The sequence below is a fragment of the Marinobacterium sedimentorum genome (assembly GCF_024267675.1).
Classification (GTDB): Bacteria; Pseudomonadota; Gammaproteobacteria; order Pseudomonadales; family Balneatricaceae; genus Marinobacterium_A; species Marinobacterium_A sedimentorum.
On record NZ_JALDYX010000002.1, the window covers coordinates 23,374 to 49,148 of the forward strand.

The window sequence follows — 25,775 nt, forward strand, 5'->3', positions numbered from 1 at the left end:
TATTTTCACGCCTTATGCCGAGTCTTGATGCCGGTCTTCTATAGCGGTCCGTCCTTTAATCCGCAATGTCAGTCATGACCTGCGCTATCGCAGCGGCCAGCCCAGCAGCAATACCGCCAGCGTCACCGTCCCGGTGACCAGGTTCATCGGTACGCCAACACGCAGGAAGTCGGCGAAGTGATAGTTGCCGGGCCCGTACACCATCAGGTTGGTCTGGTAGCCCAGCGGAGTCGCAAAGCTGGCGGAGGCCGCCATCATGATGGCGAATACAAAGGGCTCGCTATTCAAGCCGCCCATCTCGGTTATTTGCAGCACTATCGGCAGCATCAGTATGGCGGCGGCATTGTTGGTGATCACCTCGGTGAGCAACGATACAGTGACATAGGTCAGTACCAGTAACAGCCAGTCGCTATCCTGGCTCAGATAAATAATATGTTCGGCCAGGAAAGTCGCCACGCCGGTTTTTTCCAGCGCCGTGCCCAGGGCGAAAGAGGCGGCGATGGTGATTATCACATTCAGATCCAGGCTCTTTTCCGCCTGACTCACCGAGCAGCAGCCGCTGGCAAGCATCAGGCCGGCGCCCAGCAGCGCGGCATTGAGCATGCTGATAAGCCCAATGCTGGCAGCACCGATCACACTGATTAGAATGGCCCAGGCCAGCAGCGCCTGGCCGTGACGTGGCGTTTCGGTACCCATATCGCTGATCAGCAAAAAATCCTTGTTGTAGCGCTGGCGGGTGACAAAGGCGGGCCTGGCTTCCAGCAGCAGGGTATCGCCCGCCTGCAAGGTAATGGTGCTGAGATTACCCCGAATGCGCTCGCCGTGGCGTGCTACCGCCAGCACAACGGCGCCGTAACGCTCGCGAAAGCGCGCATCCCGAATCGCCAGACCAACGGCGGCGCAGTGCGGTGAGACCACAGCTTCCACCAGGCAGCGTTCGGGGCGCTGTTGCTGCAAGACTTGAGCGGCCGCGTTTTCCGCCGAGGGAATAATGCCCTTGATGCGCAGCAGATCGGTGATGGCCTCGATATCTCCGGCGAAAACCAGCCGGTCGCCGCCCTGCAACGGTTCCTCGGATGAGACCGCGGTGACCAGGGCGCCATCACGCTCGATCTCCACCAGGTAGACGCGCTTGAGGTGGCGCAGACCGGCCTGTTCCACGCTGCGACCCACCAGGGGGCCGCGGGGGTCTATGGCGACCTCCAGGGTGAATTCCCGCAGATTGGCAAAGGCACTGTCGGGCTCGCGGCTCGGCAGCCAGTGGGGGAAAAACAGCCACATGAATGCAAGGCCCCCCAGTGCCACCGGCAGGCCTACGGCGGTGATGGCAAACAGCGAGAAGCCGGGGCTCCCGGTCAGCGTCTGGTACTGGGCATTGACGATCAGGTTGGTGCTGGTGCCGATCAGTGTCAGAGTACCGCCCAGGATGGCGCAGTAGCTCAGCGGAATCATCAGTTTGGACGGCGCTATGCCGATTCGCCGCGACCAGCTGTGCACCGCCGGAATCAGGGTGGCGACCACAGGCGTGTTGTTCAGAAAGGCACTGAGCACCACCACGGGGGTGAACAGGCGCGCAAGCGCACCGCGTTCGGTGGCGGGTGTGCCTAGCACCCGGTCAATCAGCAGGTCGGCAGCCCCTGAGGCGTGCATGCCCGCCGCTACGATGAACATCGCTGCCACCGTGATGAGTCCGCTGTTGCCAAAGCCTGCAAGGGCATCGGCAGGGTTCAGTATGCCGGCAAGACTTAGCAGGCTGAGTGCAGCCATCATGACCAGATGGGGGCGAATCTGGCTGCTAATCAGGGTTATCAATACGCTGGCGGTGAGCGCCAGGGAAAACCAGCCTTGCCATTGCATCGTTGCGGCTTCCGGTGACCTTATGGGTCAAAGTTGTCGTGTGTTTTATTGAGGGTTTTGCAGGGTTTTGGTCGTGCGCTTGTCATTTTTTCAGGGGCGGTTGAAGTGCTCCTGATGACGACTGGGCGGAGTATAAGGCGGCGCTTAAATAACAAATAAGAATATGTTTCGCTATTATTAGATCAAATGGAAATATGCAAATTATCAGGACAGCTGTACGGCAGACCTGCGGGCTTCAGCGCCTGGCGCGCAGGCGTGGGGGCTGTTCCGGCGAGCGTTCAGAGTGCAGAATGGCAGGCTCAGAGCCTGGGATTGGCAGACAGGGGAGTAATGCAATGACACTGCAACAGCAACTGGGTATCGAATTGCCCATCATTCAGGCGCCCATGGCGGGTGCCCAGGGCCATGCACTTGCCGCCGCCGTGTGTAACGCCGGTGGCCTGGGGTCCTTGCCCTGCGCCATGCTGACAGCGGCAGGCATGCAGGCCGAGCTCATGGCGCTAACAAGTGCCACGCAGCGGCCCTTTAACGTCAATTTTTTCTGTCATCGGCCACCGCAGGCAGATGCCGTGCGTGAGGAGGGCTGGCGCCAGGTAATGGCGCCGTTTTACCGCGAGTTTGGCGTGGATGCGCAGACTATCCCGCCGGGGGCCGGGCGTGCGCCCTTTAACGATGCAATGGCGGATGTGCTGGAGCCCTTCCGGCCGGCGGTGGTCAGCTTTCATTTTGGACTGCCGTCGGATGCGCTGGTGGCGCGGGTGAAGAGCTGGGGATCCAAGGTAATGTGCTCGGCCACTACTGTGGAAGAAGCGCTCTGGCTCGAAGCCCGTGGCGTGGATATCCTGATTGCCCAGGGGCTTGAAGCCGGTGGTCACCGGGGGCATTTCCTGTCGATGGATCTGAGCCGCCAGAGCGGCACCTTCGCGTTACTGCCACAGATGGTGCAAGCGGTGTCGATTCCGGTGGTGGCGGCCGGCGGCATCGCCGATGCGCAGGGGATCCGCGCGGCCATGGCCCTCGGCGCCCAGGGGGTACAGCTGGGTACGGCCTATCTTTTGTGTCCGGAAAGCCTGATCAGCGACCTGCACCGCGCTGCGCTGCTGCGCGCGGCATCGCAGAGTCCGGCGGCTAGCTACACCGCCCTGACTAATCTGTTCACCGGGCGGCCGGCGCGGGGCATTGTCAATCGTGTGATACGGGAGCTGGGCCCACTGAACGCTGCGGTGCCTGCGTTTCCACTGGCGACGACGGCCATCGGGCCGCTGCGTGCGGCAGCCGAAAAGCAGGGCAGTAGCGATTTTACGCCACTCTGGTGCGGCCAGAATGCCAGCGGTTGCAGAGTGATACCCGCCGGCGAGCTGACGCGCCAGCTCGGTGCTGACCTCAACGCCTGATCCGCTCTTCACAGCTTCGCTGTGGCTGTCGGAATTCGCTTCGCTCATTGCCACCCTGAGGGTTACCGTCGGTCACCTGGTATGAGCCCGCGAATTCCGGGGTGCAGGCTAGCAGGCTTTCTACGCAGGTGTTTACATTGGCGGGCTCCAGCAGTCTTGTCCCTTTCACCTTGATTCAGCAACCGGTTTCAACCCTTCGATATACCACAAGATAAATGCCTTATAGCCAAACAGTTGTTTAATAGTTGGCCGGCGGCTTTAAAACGACCTAGATTTTCTTTTGTACCCTTGTCGGCACAGGCTCTGTGTCACAGGGGGTAAATCAAAAGGGAGTTTGGCATGAATTTTCAAAGCAAGGGTCGGCCGTTAAGCGACAGTGGCCTGGAGCAGATCTGCGATACCCTGGGCGTTGGCGGTGCTGAGGTCTGGGCCGTGCTCAGTGTTGAAACACGGGGCTTTGGCTTCCTGGAGAATCGAAAACCCCGCATTTTGTTTGAACGCCACATCTTTCATCGCCGCACCGACGGCGCCTTCGATCAGGTGAATCCCAATATCAGCAGCAGCGCGCCCGGCGCCTATGCCGGAGGCCCCGGCGAGTACGCCCGGCTGGAGGCAGCCATGAAGCTTGATGCCCAGGCTGCGCTTGAAAGTGCCTCATGGGGTATCGGCCAGGTGATGGGTTTTAACTACGCAGTGGCGGGGTACGCCAGTGTCGACGCGATGGTCAGTGGGATGGTGGCGGATGAAGACAGCCAGATTCTGGCCATGGCGCACTTTATCAAGGGCAATAATCTGGCCAATGCGATGCAACAGAAAAACTGGGAGCTATTCGCCCGGGGCTACAATGGTCCTGCGTTTCGAAAAAACGATTACGATACCCGTCTGGCCGCCGCCCATGCGCGCTTTCGCGTGGCGCTGCCCAATCTGGGGCTGCGTACCGCCCAGGCGGCACTGCTGTTTCTGGGGTTTGATCCTGGCCCTGTCGACGGGGTGCGTGGGCGCAGAACCCGCTCCGGGCTGGTGCAGTTTCAGGAACGTCTGGGTTTGACTCAAAGTGGCGAGCTGGATCCGGATACCGAGCGCGCCCTGGTCCAGGCGGCTTTTGGCAGCTAATGCAGATTCCCCCGTGGCCTTGGCGCGCCACTAACGTCCTGGCCACCGCCAAAAGTCACCGCACAGGCGTCGAAGAGGCACGCTTTCGGCGCCGTATCTTGTAGCCTGATGCTGGATTCGCCATGTTCGAATTTGTCAGCGTCTGTTGCGGGAACCTAGCAGCCTGTCGCCCTCCAGTGAATAATCAGGATCCATGAAAGAGGATTGGGAATTTATAGAGAGCGCAAAGGGGGGTGTGGAAACGAAGGAGTAACAAAAAATACAGAAATCCCGCATTTTATTTGTGTGTATTTTGCTGATTCTTCCTTGGTTACCAGCTCTGACCTTCTCAGGATACGAGTCTATTACAGCTGAGATAACGTCGATCTTTAGGACACTGGATGTTCAGGGCCACCACGGAAAACTGGCATAACCGGAAGGCGCTCCTGCAGGCTTGAGTTTTTTTGCTGTGATGGTCTAAGCTGTTCTGAGTCATCACTTTTTTGAGGTGAAAAGCCGGCGTCTGCCTTATCGGTGTCGCTACCACAATCGTTTGGCTGCGCGGCTTTTTTACCTGGCATTGCCACGAGGTTCTTCAGATTTATTTCAGACGTTGAGTCAGATTTTATTTTCACTCAATTAAATGGATGTTACGAACGATAATGGAACTGACTGACCCGGACCTTGATGCCCTGTTGAGTGCCATTTATAGCCGGTATGGCTATGACTTTCGCGGCTACTCTAGAGCCCACATAAAGCGAAGGGTACTTCAGAGACTCCGGCTTTCCGAGCTCGACAATCTAGCGTTGCTCCAGTGCAAGGTATTGTCTGATACCCGTTTTGCGGCCTGCCTGCTGCGGGATCTGAGTATAAATGTTACCGAAATGTTCAGGGATCCTGGTTTTTACAGGGCGGTACGCGAAAAAGTCATACCCCTACTTCGAACCTGGTCTTATGTCAAAATTTGGCATGCCGGTTGCAGTACCGGTGAAGAAGTCTACTCGATGGCCATATTGCTGCAAGAGGAGGGGTTGTATGATCGGGTCCGGATTTACGCCACTGATTTTAATCAGGTCGTGCTTGAGCAGGCAAAGGCAGGAATTTATCCCGCGGAACGTATGAAAAGCTATGCCTGGAACTATCAGCGTTCGGGCGCAAAAGCCGCGTTCGCCGATTATTATCATGCGCAGTACGATTCAGCCATTATGGATCTTTCGCTCAAGAAAAATATTGTCTGGGCAAACCACAATCTGGTGACCGACAGTGACTTTGCCGAGACTCATATGGTGGTTTGCAGAAACGTTCTTATCTATTTTAATGCTGACTTACAAAACAAGGTCTACGGGCTCTTTAATGGATCTTTGGTCAAGGGCGGAGTTCTGTGTCTCGGAAGAAAGGAATCATTACGCTTTTCGAACTATCGCGACCGGTACTCAGATATGGATAAAGATCAGAAGATTTATCGGAAAAATTATCGCTATGGATAGCACGCAGAAATTCGAATTGGTGGTTATAGGTACCTCCGCGGGCGGGCTCCAGGCTCTTAAGAGGCTGTTGGCGGAACTGCCAGGGGATTTATCCTTCCCTATACTCATCGTCCAGCATATTTCGCCGCGATCTGATGGAAACTGGGTTTCAATCTTGAATGCGCAGTGCGCACTCGAGATAAAAGAGGCCGACGAAAAAGAAGCGATCGTACCTGGAAAGGTCTATCTGGCACCGGCCAATTATCATTTACTGGTTGAGGAGGATCGCAGCTGTACCCTGACGCTGGACGAGAGCGTTAACTATGCCAGACCCTCGATCGACGTGTTGTTCGAGACCGCGGCGCAAAGCTGCGGAGCAGGCCTGATCGGTATCGTCATGACAGGCGCCAACTCGGATGGCGCCAGAGGGCTGCAATCTATCAAAAACAACGGTGGCTTGACGATAGTACAGGACCCGGAAACGGCGGAATCAAGCACCATGCCCCTGGCCGCAATTCGACTCGCGGAGCCGGATTATGTGCTGCCAATCGATGAGATTCGTGAGCTGCTAATCAGTTTGCATTGGGTGCAACGGACCAGAGGGTCAAAATGAAAATCAGAACGCTGGCCCAGAAAATAGGTCTGGGCTATACGTTGATGGCGGCGCTACTGGCCGTCGCTGTTGTGCTAACCATTTGGCATATCGGCGAACTGCGGCAGATCGCGGGCCGCCTCATCGAATTGCGCGAACCGACGACCAAAGCCGGTCTGGAAATCACGCAGGGCACCAGCGCATCGCTCTCGGCGTTACAGGGGTGGCTTATTGTCGGAGAGGATCAATTCAGGGAGGAACGGCGACAGGCGTGGAAAAATAAAATCCGTGGTCCGCTGCAGCGATATGAAGCTCTGTCGCAAGACTGGACCCATGCTGACAATGTCGCCCGGCTGGAAAGCCTTAATCCCCTGCTGGATGAGCTGGAAGTTTACGAGAGTCAGGTGGATGCACTTGCACTTACCGACAGGCAGCAGGCACTTGAAATCTTGAGTGCCAAAGTCATACCGATTGGGACGCAGATCAGTAATATCCTGAGTGAAATGGTCGATAGTCAGCGGCAGTTGTTACGGACAGATTTCAACCTTATGTCCAGTCAAATTACCTTTCTGGGTAACTTTGAGCGGGCCCTGCTCGGTATGGGGTTATTTATAGGCGTTCTACTGTCCATCTTTATTATTCGTTCCATTACCCGTCCTGTGGCTCAGGCCGTTTCTGTGGCAGAGCATATCGGCAACGGCAAGCTGGATGTTGACGTGAACGTCGGTGGGTCCAGGGAGCTGGAGATACTCGGAGCTGCGCTGGTCAATATGCGTGACTCACTCAAAGCCAAGACGCAGGAGTCTGAACGGTTTAACTGGTTGACCTGTGGGCAAAACGAGCTCAATACCGCTATGCGTGGTGACAAGAACCTTGAGCAGCTGGCTTCAAGCATTGTGGCATTCATGGCGACCTATACCGGCGCCAGCATTGGCGCCCTGTATTTGGCGGATGAAGCGCAGACTCAGTTATCGCTGTTTGGCAGTTATGCCTTTGGTGGTCGCGATATGGAAACTCGATTCAGAATGGGCGAAGGCCTTATCGGGCAGGTTGCCGCGGGGAAAGCGCCAATGTCGCTCTCTGACATGAGTGAAGACAGCATTCGAGTAAGGTCGTCGGTGATCGATGTCCCGCCGCCTGATCTGTTTCTGTGCCCGTTTTCGTTTGAGGACAGCACCCTGGGGGTTCTGGAGCTGGGCAAGTTCGGGGCTTTCAGCGAAGTGGAGCAGGAATTCATTCAATCCAGTATGAAAACGATTGGCATATCGCTCCACTCAGCCGCGGCGCATCGGAAGATCAGGCTGTTGCTCGAAGAAACCCAGCAGCAAAGTGAGGAACTGCAGCAACAGCAGGAAGAACTTGAGCAAACCAACGAAGAGCTGGAAGAGCAAACCCAGCAGCTTGGCGAGCAGCGGGAAGAGCTGCAGACGGCCAACGAAGAGCTTGAAGAACAAACTCAGCTCATCATGCAAAAGAACAGGGACCTGGAAACGGTCACCGAAAACATACAGCTCAAGGCCAGGCAGCTGGAGATCAGCAGCAAATACAAGAGCGAGTTCCTGGCGAACATGAGTCATGAACTGCGAACGCCGCTGAACAGCCTGTTGATTTTGGCGAATGATCTGGCCTGCAACACCCAGGGCAACCTGGATGCTGAACAGGTAGAAAGTGCACAGGTAATCAGCAAGAGCGGGGACGATCTGTTACGTCTTATTAACGATATTCTCGACCTCTCCAAGGTCGAGGCGGGACGGCTTGAGCTAAATGTCACCAGTCTTGGTCTTGCTGATTTTGCCGCTGATCTGAAACGCAATTTCCGCCGTCTGGCGCAGGATAAGAAGCTAAAACTGGATGTTTCTGTTGATCCATTGCTGCCGCAGTCCATTCGCACGGATAGGCACCGGCTGGAACAGATTCTCAATAACCTTATCTCAAACGCCCTGAAATTCTCCGATGATGGCGGAGTTGATATCAGCTTTCAGCGTCATTCGAACGACAAGCTTTGCATTGCCGTGACTGATACCGGTATTGGTGTTGCCGAAGGCAAGCAGGACGCAATTTTCGAAGCTTTTGTCCAGGCCGAGGGGGGCACCGCGAGGAGATATGGGGGGACTGGGCTGGGGCTGTCCATTTGCCGTGAATTGGCCAAGTTGCTGGGTGGCAGCGTAACGATGAAAAGCGTGCTGGGTGCAGGGTCAACCTTTACCCTGGTATTGCCGATGGAAATTGCCGACTCGCCGGCCACTGAAAAGCCGCTGCATCTCGAGCGCACTCGGCAGAAGGTAGTCTCTGACCCGGATCAGAATCGGTTTCTGAATTATCCCAGTATTGCTGATCAGCGTGATGACATTCGGGATAAAGATCCGGTTGTATTGATCATCGAAGATGATGCTGATTTCGCGCGTATACTGGCCGTTCAGGCCACCCAAAAGGGATTCAAGCACATCAATGCGGCGACCGGTGAAGATGGACTTCAGCTTGCGGCTGAATATCTGCCGCAGGCAATTATTCTGGATCTGGAGCTGCCCGGTATCGACGGACACATGGTGCTCAAGGAGTTGAAGAGCGATCCAGTGGTACGGCATATCCCCGTTCACATTGTGTCAGCCAATGAAAAGACGCTGGCCCCGATCAGGTTCGGCGCGGTCGATTACCTGACCAAGCCTGTTACCAAGGCCCAACTCGACGCGGTTTTCGAACGCATCGAAGGTTTTATTAATCGAAAAATGAAGAGTTTGCTGATCGTTGAAGATAACGAGGCCATGCGCAGGGCTATAGTGAAACTCATTGGCAATGGCGACGTGCAGTGTATTGGCGCCGGTACTGCCCAGGAAGCGTTGAGGGTGTATGACGAGCGCACCATCGATTGCATCGTGCTCGATGTCGGCCTGCCGGACATAAGCGGTTTCGAGTTTATTCAGGCGCTGAAAAAGAAAAGCGGCGATAAAATGCCCTCCATCATTGTCTATACCGGTAAGGAATTGACACAGCAGGAAAATGACGAGCTGCAACAATACACCGAGACCATTATTGTGAAAGGTGTGAAAAGCGAGGAGCGGCTGCTTGATGAAACGGCACTTTTCCTTCACAGAACAGTAAAAGATCTGCCAGCGTCCAAAAAAGACATGATTACCCGTTTGTATGACAAGGAGGCGCTTCTGCAGGGTAAGCAGATTCTGCTTGTCGACGATGATATGCGTAATATTTTTGCGCTGGGGAAGGTTCTGAAGGAAAAGGGCATGGAAATACACAAGGCGGAGAATGGCTGTACAGCGCTGAAAATTCTGGATGCGAATCCGGAGATGGATTTTGTGCTGATGGACATCATGATGCCGGAGATGGATGGTTACGAGTGTATGCAGCGCATTCGGCAGCGTAGTGAGTTTCGGGATCTGCCGATTCTTGCCCTGACCGCCAAGGCGATGAAGGAGGATCGTCAGAAGTGTATCGAGGCTGGAGCGAATGACTACATATCTAAACCGGTAGATGTCGAACGTCTGATGTCTCTCATGAGAATATGGGTGAGAAAGTGATGCATGATAGTAGGGTACTGCTGCCAAAACCGAAGATTCTGATGGTGGATGACAAACCTGAGAACCTTTTGGTGCTGGAGCGTCTGCTGAGGCACTTGCCGGTCGAGCTGTATCGCGCGGCCAGTGGCAACGAAGCTTTAATGCTTACGCTGCATCACGATTTTGCGCTGGCGCTGCTGGACATACAGATGCCTGAGATGGACGGGTACGAACTGGCCGAGCTGCTGCGCCAGAAAGAAAAAACCGCCAAAATGCCCTTTATATTTGTATCGGCTATTTATACCGAGCACATCAATATCTTCCACGGTTATGAGAAGGGAGCCTTCAGCTATATCGTCAAGCCATTCAAGCCGGAAGTACTGCTCAACAAGGTAAAGCTTTTCATCGACATGTACGAGCATGAACAGGAACTGCATCGTCGTACCGAGGAGCTGGAGGCGGTCAACAAGGAACTCGAAGCCTTCAGCTATTCGGTGTCACATGATCTTCGCGCTCCGCTGCGAGCTATCGACGGTTTCAGCCAGGCTCTGATGGAGGGCTATAATGACCAGTTGGGTGAAGTCGGCTGCGATTACCTGGCCAGAGTGCGTGCTGCCGCCCAGCGAATGGACACCCTTATCGATGCGCTGCTCAAGCTATCGCGAATCAGTCGAGCCGGTCTTAACCGCAGTGAGTTCGATATCAGTGCTCTGGCAGAGTCAGTGCTGGCGGATATGCGTGACAGCGATCCCCGCCGGGAGATCGACATCGAGATCGCCTCCAGTGCCAGGGTGCAGGCAGACCCGCATCTAATACGTATTGCGTTGGAAAACCTGCTGAACAATGCCTGGAAGTACTCCGGCAAGTGCCAGGTCGCAATGATCGAGTTCGGCGTCTGCGTGCTCAACAGCGAGGCCTGTTATTTTATACGGGACAGGGGTGCCGGATTCGATATGGCGTATGCGGAGAAACTCTTTGGTGCTTTCCAGAGACTGCACAAGGAGCAGGAGTATCCGGGAACCGGCATTGGGCTGGCAACAGTGCAACGCATTGTGCATCGTCACGGGGGCCGCATCTGGGCCGAAGCTGCCATTGGCGAGGGCGCAACGTTTTACTTTACCCTGCCGAATGGGAGGGACGCGGGGCATGAAGCAGAATCCGATACTGTTGGTTGAGGATAATCCTGACGGTGAGGTGCTGGCGCTGCGAGCGATTAAAAAAGTGATATTCGCATTGCGGTCGCTGTGGTGCGCGATTGTGTCGAGGCGCTTGACGACCTTTTCCCCTGCGATCAGCCGCAAGGGTGCCTCGCGGCATCATTACCCGCAGTTGTTCTGCTGGATCTGTAGCTGCCCAGGTTGTTGGCCATCTCGGCAACTGTAGGCCGCTGCTGCATGAACTACTATAGTATGGTATTAGGTGAGAAAGAGGCGACTACACTCCTGGCCGGCGTCGTACAACATGGATGACAAGACGATGAGCATTGAAACTTTACGGGCGCTGATAGTCGAGGATGAGTTGAATGACACTCTCCTGCTGGTGAATGAGCTCAAGCGGGGTGGGTACAACCCGAGTTTTATCTGTGTCGACACCCGCGAGGCACTGGAAAGTGCGTTGCAGCAGGAGCCCTGGGACATCGTTTTCTCCGATTTTTCCATGCCCACCTTTAACGGCCACGATGCTCTTGATATCGTGCGACGGCATAATCTGGATATACCGTTCATCTTTGTTTCCGGCACTATAGGTGAAGAAAGGGCCGTTGCGGCAATCAAGCAGGGGGCCCAGGACTACTTGATAAAAGGGCATCTTAAGCGCCTGGCCTCGGCGGTCGAACGTGAATTGCGTGAAGCTGTTACGCGTCGTGAAAATCGAGAAGCACAGAAGCGGCTCCATTTTCTGGCTAATTATGATGCGCTCACAGGGTTGCCAAACCGGGTACTGTTCATCGACCGCCTCAGTCACAGTCTGCGTGTGGCGCAGCGGTCGTCAGGTCTGGTTGGGGTCCTCTATCTGGACTTGGACAACTTCAAGGATGTTAACGACAGCCTCGGCCACAATGCTGGCGATGCTCTGCTCAAGACGGTCGCGGACCGCCTGACCCAGGCCGTGCGCACCAGTGATACGGTTGCGCGTCTTTCTGGCGATGAGTTTGCCCTGATTTTGACTAATCTGGATCATCGTGAAGATGCGGCAGTGGCGGCCAGGAAGATTATCGATCAGTTATCGCATCCGCTGGACGTCTTGGAGCAGACACTGCAGATCCGGGCGAGTGTAGGCATCAGCGTATTTCCAGCCGATGGTACCGACAGTGAAGAGTTGCTGCGCAACGCCGATATGTCGATGTACCTCGCGAAGCAGACCGGTGGTAGTCAATACGAGTTCTATCGCTCGGAAATAGGTGAGAAAAAAGCCGAGCGACTGGAGCTGTTGAAAGCGCTGCGGCGCGCACTGGAGCAAAGGGAGTTCGTGCTGCACTATCAGCCGCAGGTCGAGCTGGCAACGGGCCATATAGTGGGTGTCGAGGCATTGCTGCGCTGGCGGTGTCCTGAGCGGGGGCTGGTCAGCCCGGAGCAGTTTATCCCGCTGGCAGAAGAATCCGGCCTGGTGGTGCCCTTGGGGGAATGGGTGCTGCGCAAGGCCTGTGCTCAGGCTCGGATCTGGCGTGATACGGGTTATCCGCCACTGCGGGTCGCGGTGAATTTTTCTGCCTGCCAGTTCCGACAGAAAAACCTGTTGGATCTTGTCAAAACGGTGCTTGATGAAAATGAACTGCCACCCGAGTTCCTGGAAGTGGAGATCACCGAGAGTACCCTGATGCAGGATACGGCAGCGTCCCTGAGGACACTGCAGGAGCTGCGGGCCTGTGGTATCTCAATCTCGCTTGACGACTTTGGTACCGGTTATTCCAGCCTGAGTTATCTCAAGCGGTTTCCGGTCGATGCACTCAAGATTGACCGTTCCTTCGTGTGTGATATTCCGCAGGATGCGGATGATGTCGCCATTAACAGTGCGATTATTGCGATGGCGGCAAAACTCAATATTCGGGTGATCGCGGAGGGTGTCGAAACCCTTGAACAGCTCGATTTCCTGCGCTCTGAGGGTTGTGCACTGGTACAGGGCTATTATCTGCAGCGCCCGGCATCGGCGCAGGATCTGGCCGCCATGCTGAAAAATGGCCAAGGTGACTTCTTTTAATCCAATTGTCGCCAGGCTACTCACGCACATTCCCCCCGGTGGCCTTTGGCACAGCACTTTCGCCCCTGCCGCCGCCAAAAGCCGCTGGCAAGCAACTGGCAGATAAGGCACTATCTTTGCCCTGTATTTTGTGGCGTGAAGCAGGATGCGCCATTTACGAATCCTTAAGGTCCTTATCTGTGGCAGTTAAACCTACCATCTACAAAGCGCGGATTTCACTGTCTGATCTGAACCGCGACTATTACGACACCCTCAACCTCACCATTGCTCAGCATCCGTCCGAGACCCTAGAGCGGATGATGGTGCGGGTGCTGGCGTACTGTCTGAATGCCCGTGAACATCTGGTCTTCACCAAGGGTATCAGTGCGGCCGAAGAGCCCGATCTCTGGGCGCGCACGCTGGATGATCAGATTGCGCTCTGGATTGATGTGGGTGAGCCTGCGCTGGATAGGGTCAAGAAGGCCACGCACCAGGCGCGGGAAGTGCGAGTGTACAGCTTCAATACCAAGTCGGATGTTTGGTGGGAGCAGGGTCGCAGCAAGTTTTCGGCGCTGAAGGCGTCTGTTTTCCGCTTTGAATGGGCAGAGATTGAAGCCCTGGCTGCGCTGGTGGAACGCACCATGGATCTGTCCGTCACCATCACCGGGGATTCGGCCTATGTTGCCGCGGCGGGGGGGGAGTGCGAAGTGTCCTGGACGGTACTGCAGCAGGCCTGAGGGTACAGAAAAGTAGGGGGCGGCGCCCGCCCCCGTAACGGGGAGGGCACCGACCTTGGATGCAGTCCTAGCTTTCCTGTTCGGCTTCGCGCAGCCGTTCCTGGCGGGCCTGTTCCTCGGCAAACACCGATTTGATCTCGTCCAGTACCGCATCCACATCGGCACTTTCAGTGCTTTCGGCGAACTCGCCGGTCAGCTCAATGTCTTCATGCAGCTTGCCTTCTTCGTACAGTGCCCAGATTTCCTTGGCATAGCGGCTGCCCAGAAGTTCCGGGGCGAACTGGCCGTAATAGTGGGTCATGTTGTCGACATCCCGCGCCAGCATCGATTGGGCGTGGTTGTTGGCCGCCGCATCCACCGCCTGGGGCAGGTCGATAATCACCGGGCCGTATTCGTCCACCAGAACGTTGAATTCCGACAGGTCACCGTGCACGACGCCGGCGCAGAGCATGCGCATCACGTAGTTCATCAGCAGGGCGTGATCTTCCAGCGCCTGCTCGGCGGACATGGAGACATCACTCAGACGCGGCGCGACATCGCCGGCTTCGTCTGTTATCAGTTCCATCAGCAGCACGCCATCCATGCAGCCATAGGGCTGCGGCACGCGCACGCCGGCCGCTGCCAGCCGATAGAGGGCATCGACCTCGGCGTTCTGCCAGGTTTCTTCCTGCTGCTTGCGACCGAATTTAGAGCCTTTTTCCATGGCCCGGGCGCGGCGGCTGTTCTTGACCTTGCGGCCTTCCTGATAGTTGACCGCCTGCTTGAAGCTGCGTTTGGTGGCATCCTTGTAGACCTTGGCACAGCGTATCTCGGTGCCGCAGCGCACCACGTAGACGTCGGCTTCCTTGCCGCTCATCAGCCGGCTGATCACTTCATCCACCAGGCCATCTTCGACCAGGGGCAGTATGCGTTTGGGAGTTTTCATGGTGCCCTGTTACCTGAACCAGGGGCTGGATGGAACAACGCCGCCTGTACAGGCCAGCGGGTATGGGTGGAACAGCGGCATCCAGTAGACTCCTTGACAAAATGGGGACCCAGCTGCGGGACGGGGCCGGGGCTGGGAGTCTGAGTTTAACACCGCAGTGCAGCAAGCTTCGACCGCCGGATGCCGAAACCGACGGTTTTTTCAGAATTTAATGTCCCCGCAGACCTAAACGTCAGTGTGTGGCGGCCGTTGTGCCAAAGATGAAGGCCGATTGCACGCTGCCCATCACCCTGTCCTCAAACACCTTCTGGCCCGGATCTTCGCCTGCGGCACCGGCGATAACGTGCAGCGGCAGCAGGTGTTCCTCCGCCGGGTGGGACGCACGCCCACCCGGCGCCTGGGCCCAGTTGACAAGGCGCTGCTCGCGCTCGGCCTGGGAGAGCGCGACCGTTTCGGCCAGCCAGTGGTCAAAGCGTATCGAGTCTGGGTCTGTTCGGTCGCCACCCTGGCGCAGGCGCTGCATGTTGTGAAAGCTCATGCCGCTGCCAATAATCAGTACGCCCTCATCGCGCAGCGGAGCCAGCGCCTTGCCCAGCGCAAGATGCTCGGCGGGATCGAGCCCTGCCCGCAGAGACAGCTGCACCACCGGGATATCGGCGTCGGGGATGGCAAGTTTGAGCGGAATGAATACACCGTGATCCAGTCCGCGTTTGTGCTCCTGGGTGCAGGGAATGGCGGCGCGAGCGAGCAGTGTCTGAATGCGGCCCGCCAGTTCAGGACTGCCGGGAGCGGGCCATTTGAGCTGGTAGGTGTGGGCAGGAAAGCCGTAATAGTCGTACAGCAGATTCGGTGCGGCCTGGGAATTGACGCTGAATTCAGGCGTTTCCCAGTGGGCAGAAATGACCAGTAGGGCCTTGGGGCGGGTGCCCGCCTGACCGATGAGATTGCGCAGCCAGGTTTCCATGTGATCCCAGGTACCGGCGGGCGGCCAGTCCATAAAAAAGCACGGACCGGCGCCGTGGGGGATAAATATGCTGGGCAAGCGCGCTTGGGTCATGGAATTGTCCTCGAATGACGGCGGTGAACTGCTGCCGCCAGGCATCACCTGGCGGCTGGGTAAACAGGCAAAGTACAGTTTAGAACTTCAATCCTAGCCGGCTATCCAGTGAGAAACGCTCGCCGCCGCGCAGGAAAACCGCGATGGCGATCAGGCCCCACATCAGCGGATACTCGACTCCGCCGCTGGTCCAGAAGAAACCGTTGGCGGCGTGTACCGTCAGGGCTACGCCCATCAGGGTCGCGATGGCCAGTGCCGCCGGGCGGGTCAGCAGCCCCAGGACCAGCGCCAGACCGCCGACGAACTCCACCAGGCCCGCCAGCAGGGCGAACAGGAAACCGGGCTCCATGCCAAGGCTGGTGGCGAAGAACTGGCCGGTGGCATCCAGGCCATAGCCGCCAAACCAGCCGAAGAGTTTCTGGGCGCCGTGGGGCATCAGCAGCAGGCCCGCGGTGATGCGTACCAAAGGATAGCCCAGCGGTGACAGACGATCGAACAGGGTGCTGGTAAGGGTCTGAGTGGTCATGGCGTATCTCCAGAAGCCTATGAGTGGGGTGACAGCTGGTGCGCTGAAACTGGAGATCATGGTATGTTGGTTTCTATATTTTTAATAGAATGCAAAAAAGGAACATACGGTTTCTATTTTGGAAACCAAGTTTAACAGTTCCAGACGCATCAGCACTCTGGCGACAGTCGATGTTGCGGTACAGCCGATGCCAGCCACCTGAATTGCCTGCACTCAAACAGAGCCCTCGCACAGGACAATTGGCATGACCTCACATATTAGCGGCGGATCCTTCAGTTTTGGCGGCATGCTTGGCGGGTCCTTGGAAGACATCAAGGCCTTCTGTGCCGTGATCGAGTTTGGTTCCGTGTCTCGGGCGGCCCTAGAAATGGGTGAAACCAAGGGCAGTATCAGCCGGCGGGTATCACGGCTGGAGGCCCGGCTCGGCGCTGCGCTGCTGGCACGCACGCCCAGAGCCGTGAGCGCCACTGAGGAGGGAATCGCCTTTTACGCCAAGGCCCGCGATGCGCTCTCATTGCTGGCCGATGCCACCCAGGGCGCGCGCCAGTCCCGCACCGTGCCCCACGGCAACCTGCGAGTGACGGCACCGATGGATATAGGCCTTGATGTGCTGCCGCCGCTGCTGGTGCGGTTTCGCGCCCTGCATCCACAGATTACAGTGGAGCTGCTGCTGACGGATGCACCGCTGGATCTGGCGGCCAATCGGATCGATCTGGCACTGCGGGCCACCTCCGGCAATTTGCCGGACATGGGGTACCGTGCCTCGGCGCTGACGGCGTTTCGCATGGGCCTTTACGGGGCTCCCATCTATCTGGCGGCGCGGGGGATACCCGAGGTGCCGCAGGATCTGCAGACCCAGGACCTGGTTACCTTTCGGGAACTGGCGGGGGCCGCCAGTCTGTCCCTGGTGAACGCCAGGGGACGTCGGGTGGAGGTCACGGCCAGGCCCGTGGCCCGCACCACGGACTACGCCAGCGTACACCGCATTATCCAGGCCGGCGGCGGCATTGGCGTTTTGCCGGATCTTATTGCAGGCGCCAGCCTTGCCGCAGGCCTGATTGTGCCGGTGTTGCCCGACTGGTCTTTGAGCGAGGGCAAGCTATATGCCATCAGCCTCAGTGGCGACCAGGCGCCGGCGCGAGTAAGCGTGTTTCGGGACTTTATTCGCACCGAGCTAAACGCGCCGGGCTGAAGGTGCCGGGGGCGAGTCGCGGGCTGAGCCTGGTGCTCGTTGGCGGCTGTATCTGGAAGCTCAGGCCCCGTGCCTGCGTGGCGCACCTTTGTAACATTCCTGTTCATGTATGTACCGGGTCTAAAATTCAGCAGTCATCTGCAGGGCTTTTGCCGCCGCTTCCATGCGCAGGTAGCGCTCGGCGCTGCCGGGATGGGTGAGGCCGCGACTGTGGTTAATGGCGGCGGGGAAGTCGGTGCCCAGACGACGCCAGAACGCGACGCCTGGTTCCAGCGCATAGCCGGCGCGGTGCAGCAGCACCAGTGCCTGCAGGTCAGCTTCCAGTTCCCAGTTCAGCGCCTGATGATGGACGCCCAGAGTCGCGGCCAGGCCGGGGCTTGGGTAGCCCTGAGTCAGGGCCAGCAGGTCGAACAGTGCACCGAGCAGCAGGTTGCGCAGCTGCTTGTCGATATGCTGCAGGCCGTTGTGGGCCAGTTCGTGGGCAACTACCAGGGCGAGTTCGTCGTCCTGCCGCGCATAGCTGAGCATCGCCTGATTAACGCGAATTTCGCGGCCATCGGCATGGGCGTTGATGGCGCTGCTGCGATGGAGCCGAACCGGCCAGTCGCACAGTGTATCGGGGATCAGGCTGAAGCTCATCAGGCTGTTGCCGCGCTCTATCTGCAGGCTGAGAGGCCCCGACACCTCGCGCAGCTGTGCATCGATGCTCTTTCGGGTGCCGGGCGTGACAGCGCGGCCCTGCAGGCGCAGCAGGCGATCACCGGCGCGAAGCCCGGCAAGGGCCGCGGGGCTATCGGGCAGAGGCGGGCGCAGTGTCGGTTGTTGATCAAGCCCATAGACTGTGCGGGCGGCGGGGCGCAGCAAGGGTGTATAGCTGTCGATGCTGTGCAGCCGCAGGCCGTAATCGCTGCGCTGTGTTGCCGGACACAGTTCGAGCGCTGCGATCAGCAGGGGGCGCGCCACCCGGGCGAGGCGGTACTCGCGCGCGTGGCTTAGTATCAGTGCCTCGGTACGCTGGTGTTCGGCCTCTGCCGCAATCGCCTCATCCGTGGGCGGAGCCGGCAGGTCGCCTGGGCCGGCGCAGGCAGCGAGCAGCAATGAAAATGCAAAAATGAATACGGATTGGGAGGTGCAGCGGATGCTGTGCATCAGCAGCGTGGCAGAGGCTGGGGGGGCTTGTAGTTGCCTGTTACTGCAACGGATTTTACTGCTGTTAGAAAGAATGCTCTGTCCATGTGCTGATCACCTTTTGACCGCTCTGTTATGCCCAGCGTTGACACCAGTGCAGCGGTTAGGTCACCGCTGCACTGGTGACGTCGGTGTGAAGGTAGTGTAGCAGCGAAAAAGCGGCCAAAAGGTGGTGAAAACCGGCGTTTCCGGCCCCGGCCCGACTTGATCCGCCGGCCTCATTCGTCCATGCTGCACGGCATTCGCCGATGCACCGGCGAGCCCATATTCAAAGGCAGGGCCGAACCATGACGTACAAACTGACAGAGCAGCAGCGGGGCAAGGTTATTGCCCGCGAAGCGCAGGAGCGATTCGATCACTTTCTGCAAAAAGTGGCAGACTGGGAAGAGATATGGAGCCTGAGCGACGCTGAAGGCTGCGTCATGCTGACTACTGATGATGGCGAGAGCTGTCTGCCGGTATGGCCCCACCCCGACTACGCGCTGGACTGGGCCACCGATGGCTGGGAAGGGTGCGAAGCACTGAAAATCGACCTGCAGGCCTGGTTCGAGCGCTGGTCTCCCGGGCTTGATGAAGACGGTATTCTGGTGGCAGTGTTCCCGTGCGTGGACGAAGAAGGCGTGCTGCTGTCGGCCGGCGAGCTGACCGGGTCGATCGAAGCGCTGCTGGGAGCCGGTGGTGACTGACCACAACTCAGGCTCGGCCGCGGATCTTGCGCCGCACCCCTTCGAAACCCTGACGCCGGAATTCATCATGGATGCGGTGGAGGAACTTGGCTATCTGTGCGATGGCGCCATTTTCCCCCTCAACAGCTATGAAAACCGTGTCTATCAGGTCGGGATCGAGGAACAGACACCGCTGATCGCCAAGTTTTACCGGCCCCATCGCTGGAGCCAGGCCCAGATTCTGGAAGAACATGAGCTTTGCTACGAGATGGAGGAGCATGAGCTGCCGGTCGTGGCGCCCTGGCGCGATGACAGCGGGCGCAGCCTGTTCCAGCGCGAGGGCTTCTGGTTTGCACTCTATCCGCGTCGTGGCGGCCGTGCCCCTGAATTCGATGACTTGGATAACCTGCTGATTCTGGGTCGGTTTCTGGGGCGCATGCACGCCATAGGAGCGAAAAAACCGTTCGCACATCGCCCGGTGCTCAACAGCCAGACTTACGGCCATGCCAGCGTGGCGCTGTTGCGCGAAGACTTTATCCCGCGGGACCTGCGTCCGGCCTATGAAACCCTGAGCCGCGATGTGCTCAAGCTGGTGGATGAGGCCATGGCAGAACCCGCAACCCTGATCCGGGTTCACGGCGACTGTCACGCCGGCAATGTACTGTGGCGCGACAATACGCCCAACTTTGTCGATTTCGACGATGCCCGTATGGCGCCTGCGGTACAGGATATCTGGATGCTGCTGTCGGGTGATCGCAACAGCCAGCAGCGTCAGCTGTGTGAAGTTGTGGACGGTTATAACGAGTTTTATGACTTTCAGCCGCGGGAACTACGCCAGATAGAGGCGCTGCGTACCCTGCGTATCATGCACTATTCCGCCTGGCTGGCGCGGCGCTGGGCTGATCCTGCCTTCCCACGGGCCTTCCCCTGGTTCAACACCGAGCGTTACTGGAGCGAGCATATCCTCGAGTTGCGCGAGCAGTTTTCCGCCCTGCAGGAACCCGCTCTGCGTCTGCTCTGAGCGGGTTGGGTCAGGGTCGGAACCTATACTGTTATGAATAAAGGATGCAGGCATGATTCCACTGCATGGACCTGATGGTTTGATTTACGCATTTTTGATGGACCGCAAGGGCGGTGCCCGCGAGCTGAGCTGGGAGGAAGCCGGCCAGTGGGACGCCTCCCAGGGATTGCTGTGGCTACATTTTGACTATAGCCATGGCAACAGCCGTCGCTGGCTGTCGGATCAGAGCGGATTGCCTGCGCTTGCGGTGGACTCCCTGCTGACCGAGGAAACAAGACCCCGCGCCGCCTTGCTGGGCTCGGGTTTGTTGCTGGCGCTGCGGGGGGTGAACCTCAATCCGGAAGCCGATCCCGAGGATATGGTGTCGATCCGGCTCTATGTCAGCGAAGACCTGATCGTCAGCACGCGCAAGCGCAAACTGCTGTCCATATCGGACATGGTGGCGGAAATGCGCAGCGGCGTCGGCCCAAGCGACAGCGGTGACTTCCTGGTGGGTCTGGCCGATCGGCTGGTCATGCGCATGAGCGACACGGTGGACGAGTTTGAAGACAGGGTCGCGGATCTGGAGGAGCAGGTGCTGTACAGCGGCAATGGCGAACTGCGCCAGCCGCTGGCCCAGCTGCGGCGACAGACCATTGGCCTGCGTCGCTATCTGGCACCACAGCGCGAGGCACTGGCGCGGGTGGTGAATGAGCCGCTGGGCTGGATGGATGATCACGCACGCATGCGCATGCGCGAGGTTTCCGACCGGCTGGTGCGGCATATCGAAGACCTGGATGCGGTGCGCGAGCGCGCGGCCGTGACCCAGGAAGAGCTGATGAGTCGCATGTCCGATCAGCTCAACAGCAGGCTCTATGTTCTGTCGCTGGTGGCGGCGATCTTTCTGCCGCTGGGCTTTCTGACCGGGCTGCTGGGCGTCAATGTCGGTGGTGTGCCGGGGGTGGAAAATCCCTCGGCCTTTTCGGAATTTTCGCTGTTTCTGATCGTGCTGGTCGCGGTGCAGATATGGATCTTCCGCCGCAAGCGCTGGCTCTGACAGCTCTCAACTGCAGGGATTAATCTCATGCTGGAAACAATAGGTTGGCGCGAGTGGCTGTCGTTGCCGGAACTGGGGATCGACCGCATCAAGGCCAAGGTCGATACCGGTGCCCGCACATCCTGCTTGCATGCATTCAAGCTCGAGCCTTTTTATGAGCGCGGTGCACTCTGGGTCGCAGCCGATATGCACCCCGTACAAAACAACCAGGAGACGGTGCTGCATTTTGTGGCGCCGGTACTGGACGAGCGACAGGTCTCCGATTCCGGCGGCCATCGCGAAAAACGTATTGTCATTCAGACGCTGGCCCGCCTGGGCGAGCATGAATGGCCCATCGAGATGACGCTGACTAACCGTGACAGCATGCGCTTTCGCATGCTACTCGGGCGCACTGCCATGCTGAACCGTTTCGCCGTCGATCCGGCGGCCTCATTTTTGTTAGGAGCACAGCCATGAAATTGGCAATTCTTTCCCGCAATGCGCAGCTGTACTCGACTCGCCGCATGGTTGAGGCTGCCAAGGCGCGTGGCCATGATGTACAGGTTGTTGATGTGCTCAAGTGCTACATGAACATCAATATGCAGCACCCCGAGATTCACGTAAAAGGCGAGGTTCTGAGTGATTTTGATGCGGTTATTCCCCGTATCGGCGCCTCAGTTACCTTTTACGGCACGGCGGTGTTGCGTCAGTTTGAAATGATGGGCACCTATCCGCTGAACGAATCGGTGGCCATTTCCCGTTCCCGTGACAAGCTGCGCTCCATGCAGCTGTTGTCACGCAAGGGTATAGGCCTGCCGATTACCGGCTTTGCCAACAAGCCGTCCGACATCCCGGACCTGGTGGAGATGGTCGGTGGTGCACCCCTGGTGATCAAGCTGCTCGAAGGCACCCAGGGTATAGGTGTGGTACTGGCTGAAACCCGCCAGGCAGCCGAAAGCGTGCTCGAAGCTTTCATGGGGCTCAAGGCCTCGGTCATGGTGCAGGAATACATCAAGGAAGCCGGCGGTGCGGATATTCGCTGCTTCGTGATTGGGGACAAGGTCATTGCGGCCATGAAGCGCCAGGCCAAAGCGGGAGAATTCCGCTCCAACCTGCACCGCGGCGGTGCCGCGAGCCTCGTACGTCTGACACCGGAAGAGCGTAGCACGGCGGTGCGTGCCGCCCGTACCATGGGTCTGAACGTGGCGGGGGTGGATATCCTGCGCTCCAACCACGGCCCGCTGGTGATGGAAGTCAACTCGTCGCCGGGCCTGGAAGGCATCGAAGCCGCCACGGGTCTCGATGTGGCTGATCGCATCATCCAGTTTATCGAAAAGAACGCCAGCAGCCACAAGACCCGCACCCGCGGCAAAGGCTGATTATAACGGGGAAGGGGCGCCGAACCTCAGGCTCCTTTTCCATTCCTTTCGCTCTAGTTTGTCGTGCTTCACTGATCAGGTTTGCGTCGGCTCAGGGCCAGGGTGCTTTTCAGGCGTGAACGGCCAAAGGCCGCCATGGCCAGAAATTCATTTACCTCCACCGGCACGTCGATATAGTCAGTCTGGCTTTGCCATTCATCGCGGTCGTGATCCGGGTCTGTCAGATAAACGAAGCGCTCGTCGGCGGCGGTAATGATAATCCAGTGGGGCGCCTTGTTGCGGTTCAGTCGCCAGGTGCTGATCAGGCTGATAAGTACGTCGCCGTTTTGAATATGCTGCTGCAGCTGCGCCAGGGTCATTTCCCGCTCGTGGATCTGGACCCCGGTTTCTGTCAGTTGTTCGGTAAAGTCTTCGTGGGCCAGGGCAATGACCTGCTTTTTCTCGGGATTGCGCACGCTGTCGATAAAGGGCACCTGAGTCGTGTTGCAATACAGCCGCACGTCGAAGCCGCGGCGCCAGGCGCTCAGTGCCAGCCCCTGGGGTGAGCAGCCGCCATGGCCTGCGGTCATGAAGATGGTGGTGGATTCGCGCCAGATCTGCAGTTCTTCCCGACGGTTCATGGCGTATTCGGGAATCAGGGCGTGCATGCCCATCATCAGGCTGGCGGGGCCGCAGGTAAAGGGCGTGGTCTGCTCGTAGAAGGCGGTGCGGATCTGGCCGCCGGCCGGTGCGCGGCGGCGAATCGGCTTCTCCATTTTAAGGGCGCTGGCACCGTCTTCGTAATAATCCTCGATGGTGCCTATGGAGTGATAGCCGCTTTGCCGGTACAGGGCAATGGCGTTCTGGTTACTGACATTGACTTCAAGGCGCATGAAAATGCACAGCTGCTCGCGGGCGGTTTTTTCGGCGTCCTGCAGTAATTGCCGGGCGATGCCGCGGCCACGCATCTGCGGCAGCACCGCCAGCGAGTAGAGGCGCGCCAGATGGGTGCCCTTGCGGTACAGCACCAGCGTATAGCCGGCTATTTCGTTGTCACTGAATGCCATCAGCAGGCTGGCATGGCCGTACTTGATCAGGCGCTGGAAGCTGCGGCGCGACAGCTTGTCGGCACTGAAGCACTGGCGTTCGATGTCGAGCAGGGTGTCGATGTCGGCGCTGGTCGCCGGGCGCGTGCTCAGGGTGTTCAAGCTGTTTGTGTCCGTACAGACCAGGGGTATAGGGCGATATTAACACCGGGATCCGGTACAGGTATCAGTGCTGCACTAAATTTATCCAGGTGTGCGCCAAACCCTTGTACCGGCGGGCACAGGGCGCGCATAATCGCGAAAATTCACCCTGCCGGAACTGCCAGATCGATGCCTTCCTCTTTTTACGTTGTGGTCGATGACCTGGGTGACTGGGCACCCTATTACCCCAGTAAAGATGTCATATCCTTTGATCAGTACCTGGCGCTGGCGGACACTCAGCGGACCGGGCGGGTGCGTATCCTCAACTGCTGTCGCAACAGCCGGGCGCTGGGTCGGGGGTACTACTGCTCATTGCTGGCGGAGGCGCGGGATCACCATGTGATTCCGTCCGTGCGGGTGATCAATGATCTGCGCCGCAAGTCGCTCTATACGCTGCAGCTGGATGGCCTGGAGGGCACGCTGGACAGCCTGGCGGGGCGCATTTCCGGAGATCAGTCCAATATCGAGCTGCGTATCTTCTTTGGCGAAGTGCTGATGAGCGAGTTGTCGCCCATTGCCAAACAGCTGTTCGAGCGCTTCCCGTGCCCTGTGCTGGAGGTGCGTCTGAAGCGGGGCAAGGTCTGGCAGGTAGACAATATTCGTCAGATCTCGGTGCGTGATATCAAGCTGGAGAGCGAGCAGGAGTTGTTTGCCGCGGCGCTGGAGCGCTTCAGTAACCGCATGTGGCGCAAGCCCCGTGCGCGCAAACGCTACCGCTTTGATCTGGCCATGCTGGTGGATCCGGACGAGGCGCTGCCGCCAAGCGACAAGGATGCCATCAAGCATTTCATCGACAGCGGTCGTCAGCTGGGCATCAACGTGGAGCTGATCGGCAAGCGGGATCTGATGCGTCTGCCCGAATACGACGGCCTCTTTATTCGCGAAACCACAGCCATTGATCATCATACCTACCGTTTTGCCAAGAAAGCCGAGGCCGAAGGCCTGGTGGTGCTGGATGACCCGACCTCGATACTGCGCTGTACCAACAAGGTCTATCTGGCGGAATTGCTGCGTATCAACAAGATCGCCACCCCCGGTACGCGCATTGTCAGCAACACCGACAAGGCAACGCTGGATGAGATGATAGAGGCGCTGGGCTTCCCGATCGTGCTGAAGATTCCCGATGGCGCCTTTTCCCGTGGCATGTGCAAGGCACAAACACGCCAGGAGCTGGCAGCAGGGCTGAAGGAGCTGCTGCAGAGCTCGTCCCTGGTGCTGGCACAGGAGTTTCTGTACACCGATTACGACTGGCGTATAGGTGTGCTGAACAACAAGCCGCTGTTTGCCTGTCGCTATTACATGGTGAAGAATCACTGGCAGATCTACCGTCATGGCAGCAGCGGTGATGTGGATTCCGGCGGCTTCGATACGTTGCCTACCTACGAGGTACCGCCAGCGGTGCTGGCAGCGGCGCTGAAGGCGACGCGTCTGATCGGCGATGGTCTCTATGGCGTGGATTTGAAGCAGAGTGGAGATCGGGTGGTGGTGATCGAGGTCAATGACAACCCCAATGTTGATGAAGGCGTGGAAGATCTTTTCCTGGGTGCTGCGCTCTACCACGAAATCATGGCCGAGTTTCTGCGCCGGATGGAGTTGAATCGCCGCTAAGGCATCACTCTGGCTGCAGACAATAACGGGTGCCGTACCACTGCCGTGCAGGCGGGGCGGTGCCCGTTTCTGTATCGTACAGGTGCTGACTCGCCCGAATATCAGGCACAAAAAAACCGGCGCCTGTGAAGGTACGCCGGTTTTTTGCG

Annotated in this window: 21 protein-coding genes; 15 read left to right on the plus strand and 6 right to left on the minus strand. The window is 58.0% G+C overall.

What is annotated here, in order from left to right; all coding sequences use genetic code 11:
- Positions 1-84: 84 nt before the first annotated feature.
- Positions 85-1,857, minus strand: a complete 1,773-nt coding sequence (locus MRS74_RS02550; RefSeq protein ID WP_254578702.1) for an SLC13 family permease — start codon at positions 1,855-1,857, stop codon at positions 85-87.
- 335 nt (positions 1,858-2,192) lie between these two features.
- Between MRS74_RS02550 and MRS74_RS02555 the strand changes: the two genes are divergently transcribed.
- From MRS74_RS02555 to MRS74_RS02590, 8 genes are all read left to right on the plus strand, one after another.
- Positions 2,193-3,251 carry an NAD(P)H-dependent flavin oxidoreductase gene (locus MRS74_RS02555; RefSeq protein WP_254578703.1) on the plus strand — a complete coding sequence of 353 codons (1,059 nt, stop codon included), beginning with the start codon at positions 2,193-2,195 and terminating at the stop codon, positions 3,249-3,251.
- 339 nt (positions 3,252-3,590) lie between these two features.
- Complete coding sequence (locus MRS74_RS02560; RefSeq protein ID WP_254578704.1) at positions 3,591-4,364, plus strand: N-acetylmuramidase domain-containing protein; 774 nt, start codon at positions 3,591-3,593, stop codon at positions 4,362-4,364.
- 641 nt (positions 4,365-5,005) lie between these two features.
- Entirely contained in the window at positions 5,006-5,830 is an 825-nt protein-coding gene (locus MRS74_RS02565; protein ID WP_254578705.1) for a CheR family methyltransferase, read from the plus strand.
- A complete protein-coding gene (locus MRS74_RS02570; RefSeq protein ID WP_254578706.1) occupies positions 5,823-6,422 on the plus strand; it encodes a chemotaxis protein CheB in 600 nt (199 codons plus the stop codon). Before MRS74_RS02565 ends, MRS74_RS02570 begins: the two co-directional genes overlap by 8 nt.
- Positions 6,419-9,934 (plus strand): response regulator, encoded by a 3,516-nt coding sequence (locus MRS74_RS02575; protein ID WP_254578707.1) that lies wholly within the window; start codon positions 6,419-6,421, stop codon positions 9,932-9,934. Before MRS74_RS02570 ends, MRS74_RS02575 begins: the two co-directional genes overlap by 4 nt.
- Positions 9,934-11,088 (plus strand): sensor histidine kinase, encoded by a 1,155-nt coding sequence (locus MRS74_RS02580; RefSeq protein ID WP_254578708.1) that lies wholly within the window; start codon positions 9,934-9,936, stop codon positions 11,086-11,088. The genes MRS74_RS02575 and MRS74_RS02580 overlap by 1 nt, the downstream gene beginning before the upstream one ends.
- Positions 11,089-11,389: 301 nt before the next feature.
- Positions 11,390-13,108 carry a putative bifunctional diguanylate cyclase/phosphodiesterase gene (locus tag MRS74_RS02585; protein WP_254578709.1) on the plus strand — a complete coding sequence of 573 codons (1,719 nt, stop codon included), beginning with the start codon at positions 11,390-11,392 and terminating at the stop codon, positions 13,106-13,108.
- A gap of 179 nt (positions 13,109-13,287) precedes the next feature.
- A complete protein-coding gene (locus MRS74_RS02590) occupies positions 13,288-13,824 on the plus strand; it encodes a YaeQ family protein (protein WP_254578710.1) in 537 nt (178 codons plus the stop codon).
- Positions 13,825-13,891: 67 nt separating this feature from the next.
- Here the strand turns inward: MRS74_RS02590 and MRS74_RS02595 are convergent, their stop codons facing one another.
- The 3 genes from MRS74_RS02595 to MRS74_RS02605 all read right to left on the minus strand — a co-directional run bounded on the left by MRS74_RS02595 (position 13,892) and on the right by MRS74_RS02605 (position 16,332).
- On the minus strand, positions 13,892-14,749 hold the full coding sequence (locus tag MRS74_RS02595) for a PA4780 family RIO1-like protein kinase (protein ID WP_254578711.1): 858 nt from the start codon (positions 14,747-14,749) through the stop codon (positions 13,892-13,894).
- Between the two features lie 232 nt (positions 14,750-14,981).
- Positions 14,982-15,806 (minus strand): DODA-type extradiol aromatic ring-opening family dioxygenase, encoded by an 825-nt coding sequence (locus MRS74_RS02600; protein WP_254578712.1) that lies wholly within the window; start codon positions 15,804-15,806, stop codon positions 14,982-14,984.
- Between the two features lie 79 nt (positions 15,807-15,885).
- On the minus strand, positions 15,886-16,332 hold the full coding sequence (locus MRS74_RS02605) for a DoxX family protein (RefSeq protein ID WP_254578713.1): 447 nt from the start codon (positions 16,330-16,332) through the stop codon (positions 15,886-15,888).
- Positions 16,333-16,576: 244 nt separating this feature from the next.
- Between MRS74_RS02605 and MRS74_RS02610 the strand changes: the two genes are divergently transcribed.
- The gene (locus MRS74_RS02610; RefSeq protein ID WP_254578714.1) at positions 16,577-17,524 is read left to right on the plus strand and encodes a LysR family transcriptional regulator; all 948 of its coding nucleotides are present in this window, start codon (positions 16,577-16,579) and stop codon (positions 17,522-17,524) included.
- A gap of 120 nt (positions 17,525-17,644) precedes the next feature.
- On the opposite strand, the gene MRS74_RS02615 is transcribed toward MRS74_RS02610, so the two are convergent.
- A complete protein-coding gene (locus MRS74_RS02615) occupies positions 17,645-18,673 on the minus strand; it encodes a M48 family metalloprotease (RefSeq protein WP_254578715.1) in 1,029 nt (342 codons plus the stop codon).
- 326 nt (positions 18,674-18,999) lie between these two features.
- On the opposite strand from MRS74_RS02615, the gene MRS74_RS02620 reads away from it, so the two are divergent.
- Genes MRS74_RS02620 through rimK form a run of 5 tightly spaced genes read left to right on the plus strand, consistent with a single transcriptional unit; the run spans position 19,000 to position 22,792 of the window.
- Complete coding sequence (locus MRS74_RS02620; protein ID WP_254578716.1) at positions 19,000-19,398, plus strand: DUF2750 domain-containing protein; 399 nt, start codon at positions 19,000-19,002, stop codon at positions 19,396-19,398.
- Complete coding sequence (locus tag MRS74_RS02625; protein WP_368671246.1) at positions 19,391-20,398, plus strand: serine/threonine protein kinase; 1,008 nt, start codon at positions 19,391-19,393, stop codon at positions 20,396-20,398. Before MRS74_RS02620 ends, MRS74_RS02625 begins: the two co-directional genes overlap by 8 nt.
- A gap of 52 nt (positions 20,399-20,450) precedes the next feature.
- Positions 20,451-21,434: a zinc transporter ZntB gene (zntB, locus tag MRS74_RS02630; RefSeq protein WP_254578717.1), complete on the plus strand. Its 984-nt coding sequence runs from the start codon at positions 20,451-20,453 to the stop codon at positions 21,432-21,434.
- A 27-nt stretch (positions 21,435-21,461) separates the two neighbouring features.
- A complete protein-coding gene (locus MRS74_RS02635; protein WP_254578718.1) occupies positions 21,462-21,890 on the plus strand; it encodes an ATP-dependent zinc protease family protein in 429 nt (142 codons plus the stop codon).
- Complete coding sequence (gene rimK, locus MRS74_RS02640; RefSeq protein WP_254578719.1) at positions 21,887-22,792, plus strand: 30S ribosomal protein S6--L-glutamate ligase; 906 nt, start codon at positions 21,887-21,889, stop codon at positions 22,790-22,792. Before MRS74_RS02635 ends, rimK begins: the two co-directional genes overlap by 4 nt.
- Before the next feature lie 68 nt (positions 22,793-22,860).
- On the opposite strand, the gene MRS74_RS02645 is transcribed toward rimK, so the two are convergent.
- On the minus strand, positions 22,861-23,979 hold the full coding sequence (locus tag MRS74_RS02645) for a GNAT family N-acetyltransferase/peptidase C39 family protein (RefSeq protein ID WP_254578720.1): 1,119 nt from the start codon (positions 23,977-23,979) through the stop codon (positions 22,861-22,863).
- A gap of 168 nt (positions 23,980-24,147) precedes the next feature.
- Between MRS74_RS02645 and MRS74_RS02650 the strand changes: the two genes are divergently transcribed.
- The gene (locus tag MRS74_RS02650; protein WP_254578721.1) at positions 24,148-25,626 is read left to right on the plus strand and encodes a RimK family ATP-grasp domain-containing protein; all 1,479 of its coding nucleotides are present in this window, start codon (positions 24,148-24,150) and stop codon (positions 25,624-25,626) included.
- The last annotated feature ends 149 nt before the right edge of the window (positions 25,627-25,775 follow it).

Bases quoted from the DNA above. Each gene is read 5' to 3' on its own strand.
- MRS74_RS02560 (WP_254578704.1), top strand. From the start codon at position 3,591: ATGAATTTTCAAAGCAAGGGTCGGCCGTTAAGCGACAGTGGCCTGGAG.
- MRS74_RS02600 (WP_254578712.1), bottom strand. From the start codon at position 15,806: ATGACCCAAGCGCGCTTGCCCAGCATATTTATCCCCCACGGCGCCGGT.
- MRS74_RS02575 (WP_254578707.1), top strand. From the start codon at position 6,419: ATGAAAATCAGAACGCTGGCCCAGAAAATAGGTCTGGGCTATACGTTG.
- rimK (WP_254578719.1), top strand. From the start codon at position 21,887: ATGAAATTGGCAATTCTTTCCCGCAATGCGCAGCTGTACTCGACTCGC.
- MRS74_RS02605 (WP_254578713.1), bottom strand. From the start codon at position 16,332: ATGACCACTCAGACCCTTACCAGCACCCTGTTCGATCGTCTGTCACCG.
- MRS74_RS02565 (WP_254578705.1), top strand. From the start codon at position 5,006: ATGGAACTGACTGACCCGGACCTTGATGCCCTGTTGAGTGCCATTTAT.
- MRS74_RS02620 (WP_254578716.1), top strand. From the start codon at position 19,000: ATGACGTACAAACTGACAGAGCAGCAGCGGGGCAAGGTTATTGCCCGC.
- MRS74_RS02550 (WP_254578702.1), bottom strand. From the start codon at position 1,857: ATGCAATGGCAAGGCTGGTTTTCCCTGGCGCTCACCGCCAGCGTATTG.
- MRS74_RS02585 (WP_254578709.1), top strand. From the start codon at position 11,390: ATGAGCATTGAAACTTTACGGGCGCTGATAGTCGAGGATGAGTTGAAT.
- MRS74_RS02570 (WP_254578706.1), top strand. From the start codon at position 5,823: ATGGATAGCACGCAGAAATTCGAATTGGTGGTTATAGGTACCTCCGCG.
- MRS74_RS02580 (WP_254578708.1), top strand. From the start codon at position 9,934: ATGCATGATAGTAGGGTACTGCTGCCAAAACCGAAGATTCTGATGGTG.
- MRS74_RS02635 (WP_254578718.1), top strand. From the start codon at position 21,462: ATGCTGGAAACAATAGGTTGGCGCGAGTGGCTGTCGTTGCCGGAACTG.
- MRS74_RS02595 (WP_254578711.1), bottom strand. From the start codon at position 14,749: ATGAAAACTCCCAAACGCATACTGCCCCTGGTCGAAGATGGCCTGGTG.
- MRS74_RS02650 (WP_254578721.1), top strand. From the start codon at position 24,148: ATGCCTTCCTCTTTTTACGTTGTGGTCGATGACCTGGGTGACTGGGCA.
- MRS74_RS02610 (WP_254578714.1), top strand. From the start codon at position 16,577: ATGACCTCACATATTAGCGGCGGATCCTTCAGTTTTGGCGGCATGCTT.
- MRS74_RS02615 (WP_254578715.1), bottom strand. From the start codon at position 18,673: ATGCACAGCATCCGCTGCACCTCCCAATCCGTATTCATTTTTGCATTT.
- MRS74_RS02555 (WP_254578703.1), top strand. From the start codon at position 2,193: ATGACACTGCAACAGCAACTGGGTATCGAATTGCCCATCATTCAGGCG.
- zntB (WP_254578717.1), top strand. From the start codon at position 20,451: ATGATTCCACTGCATGGACCTGATGGTTTGATTTACGCATTTTTGATG.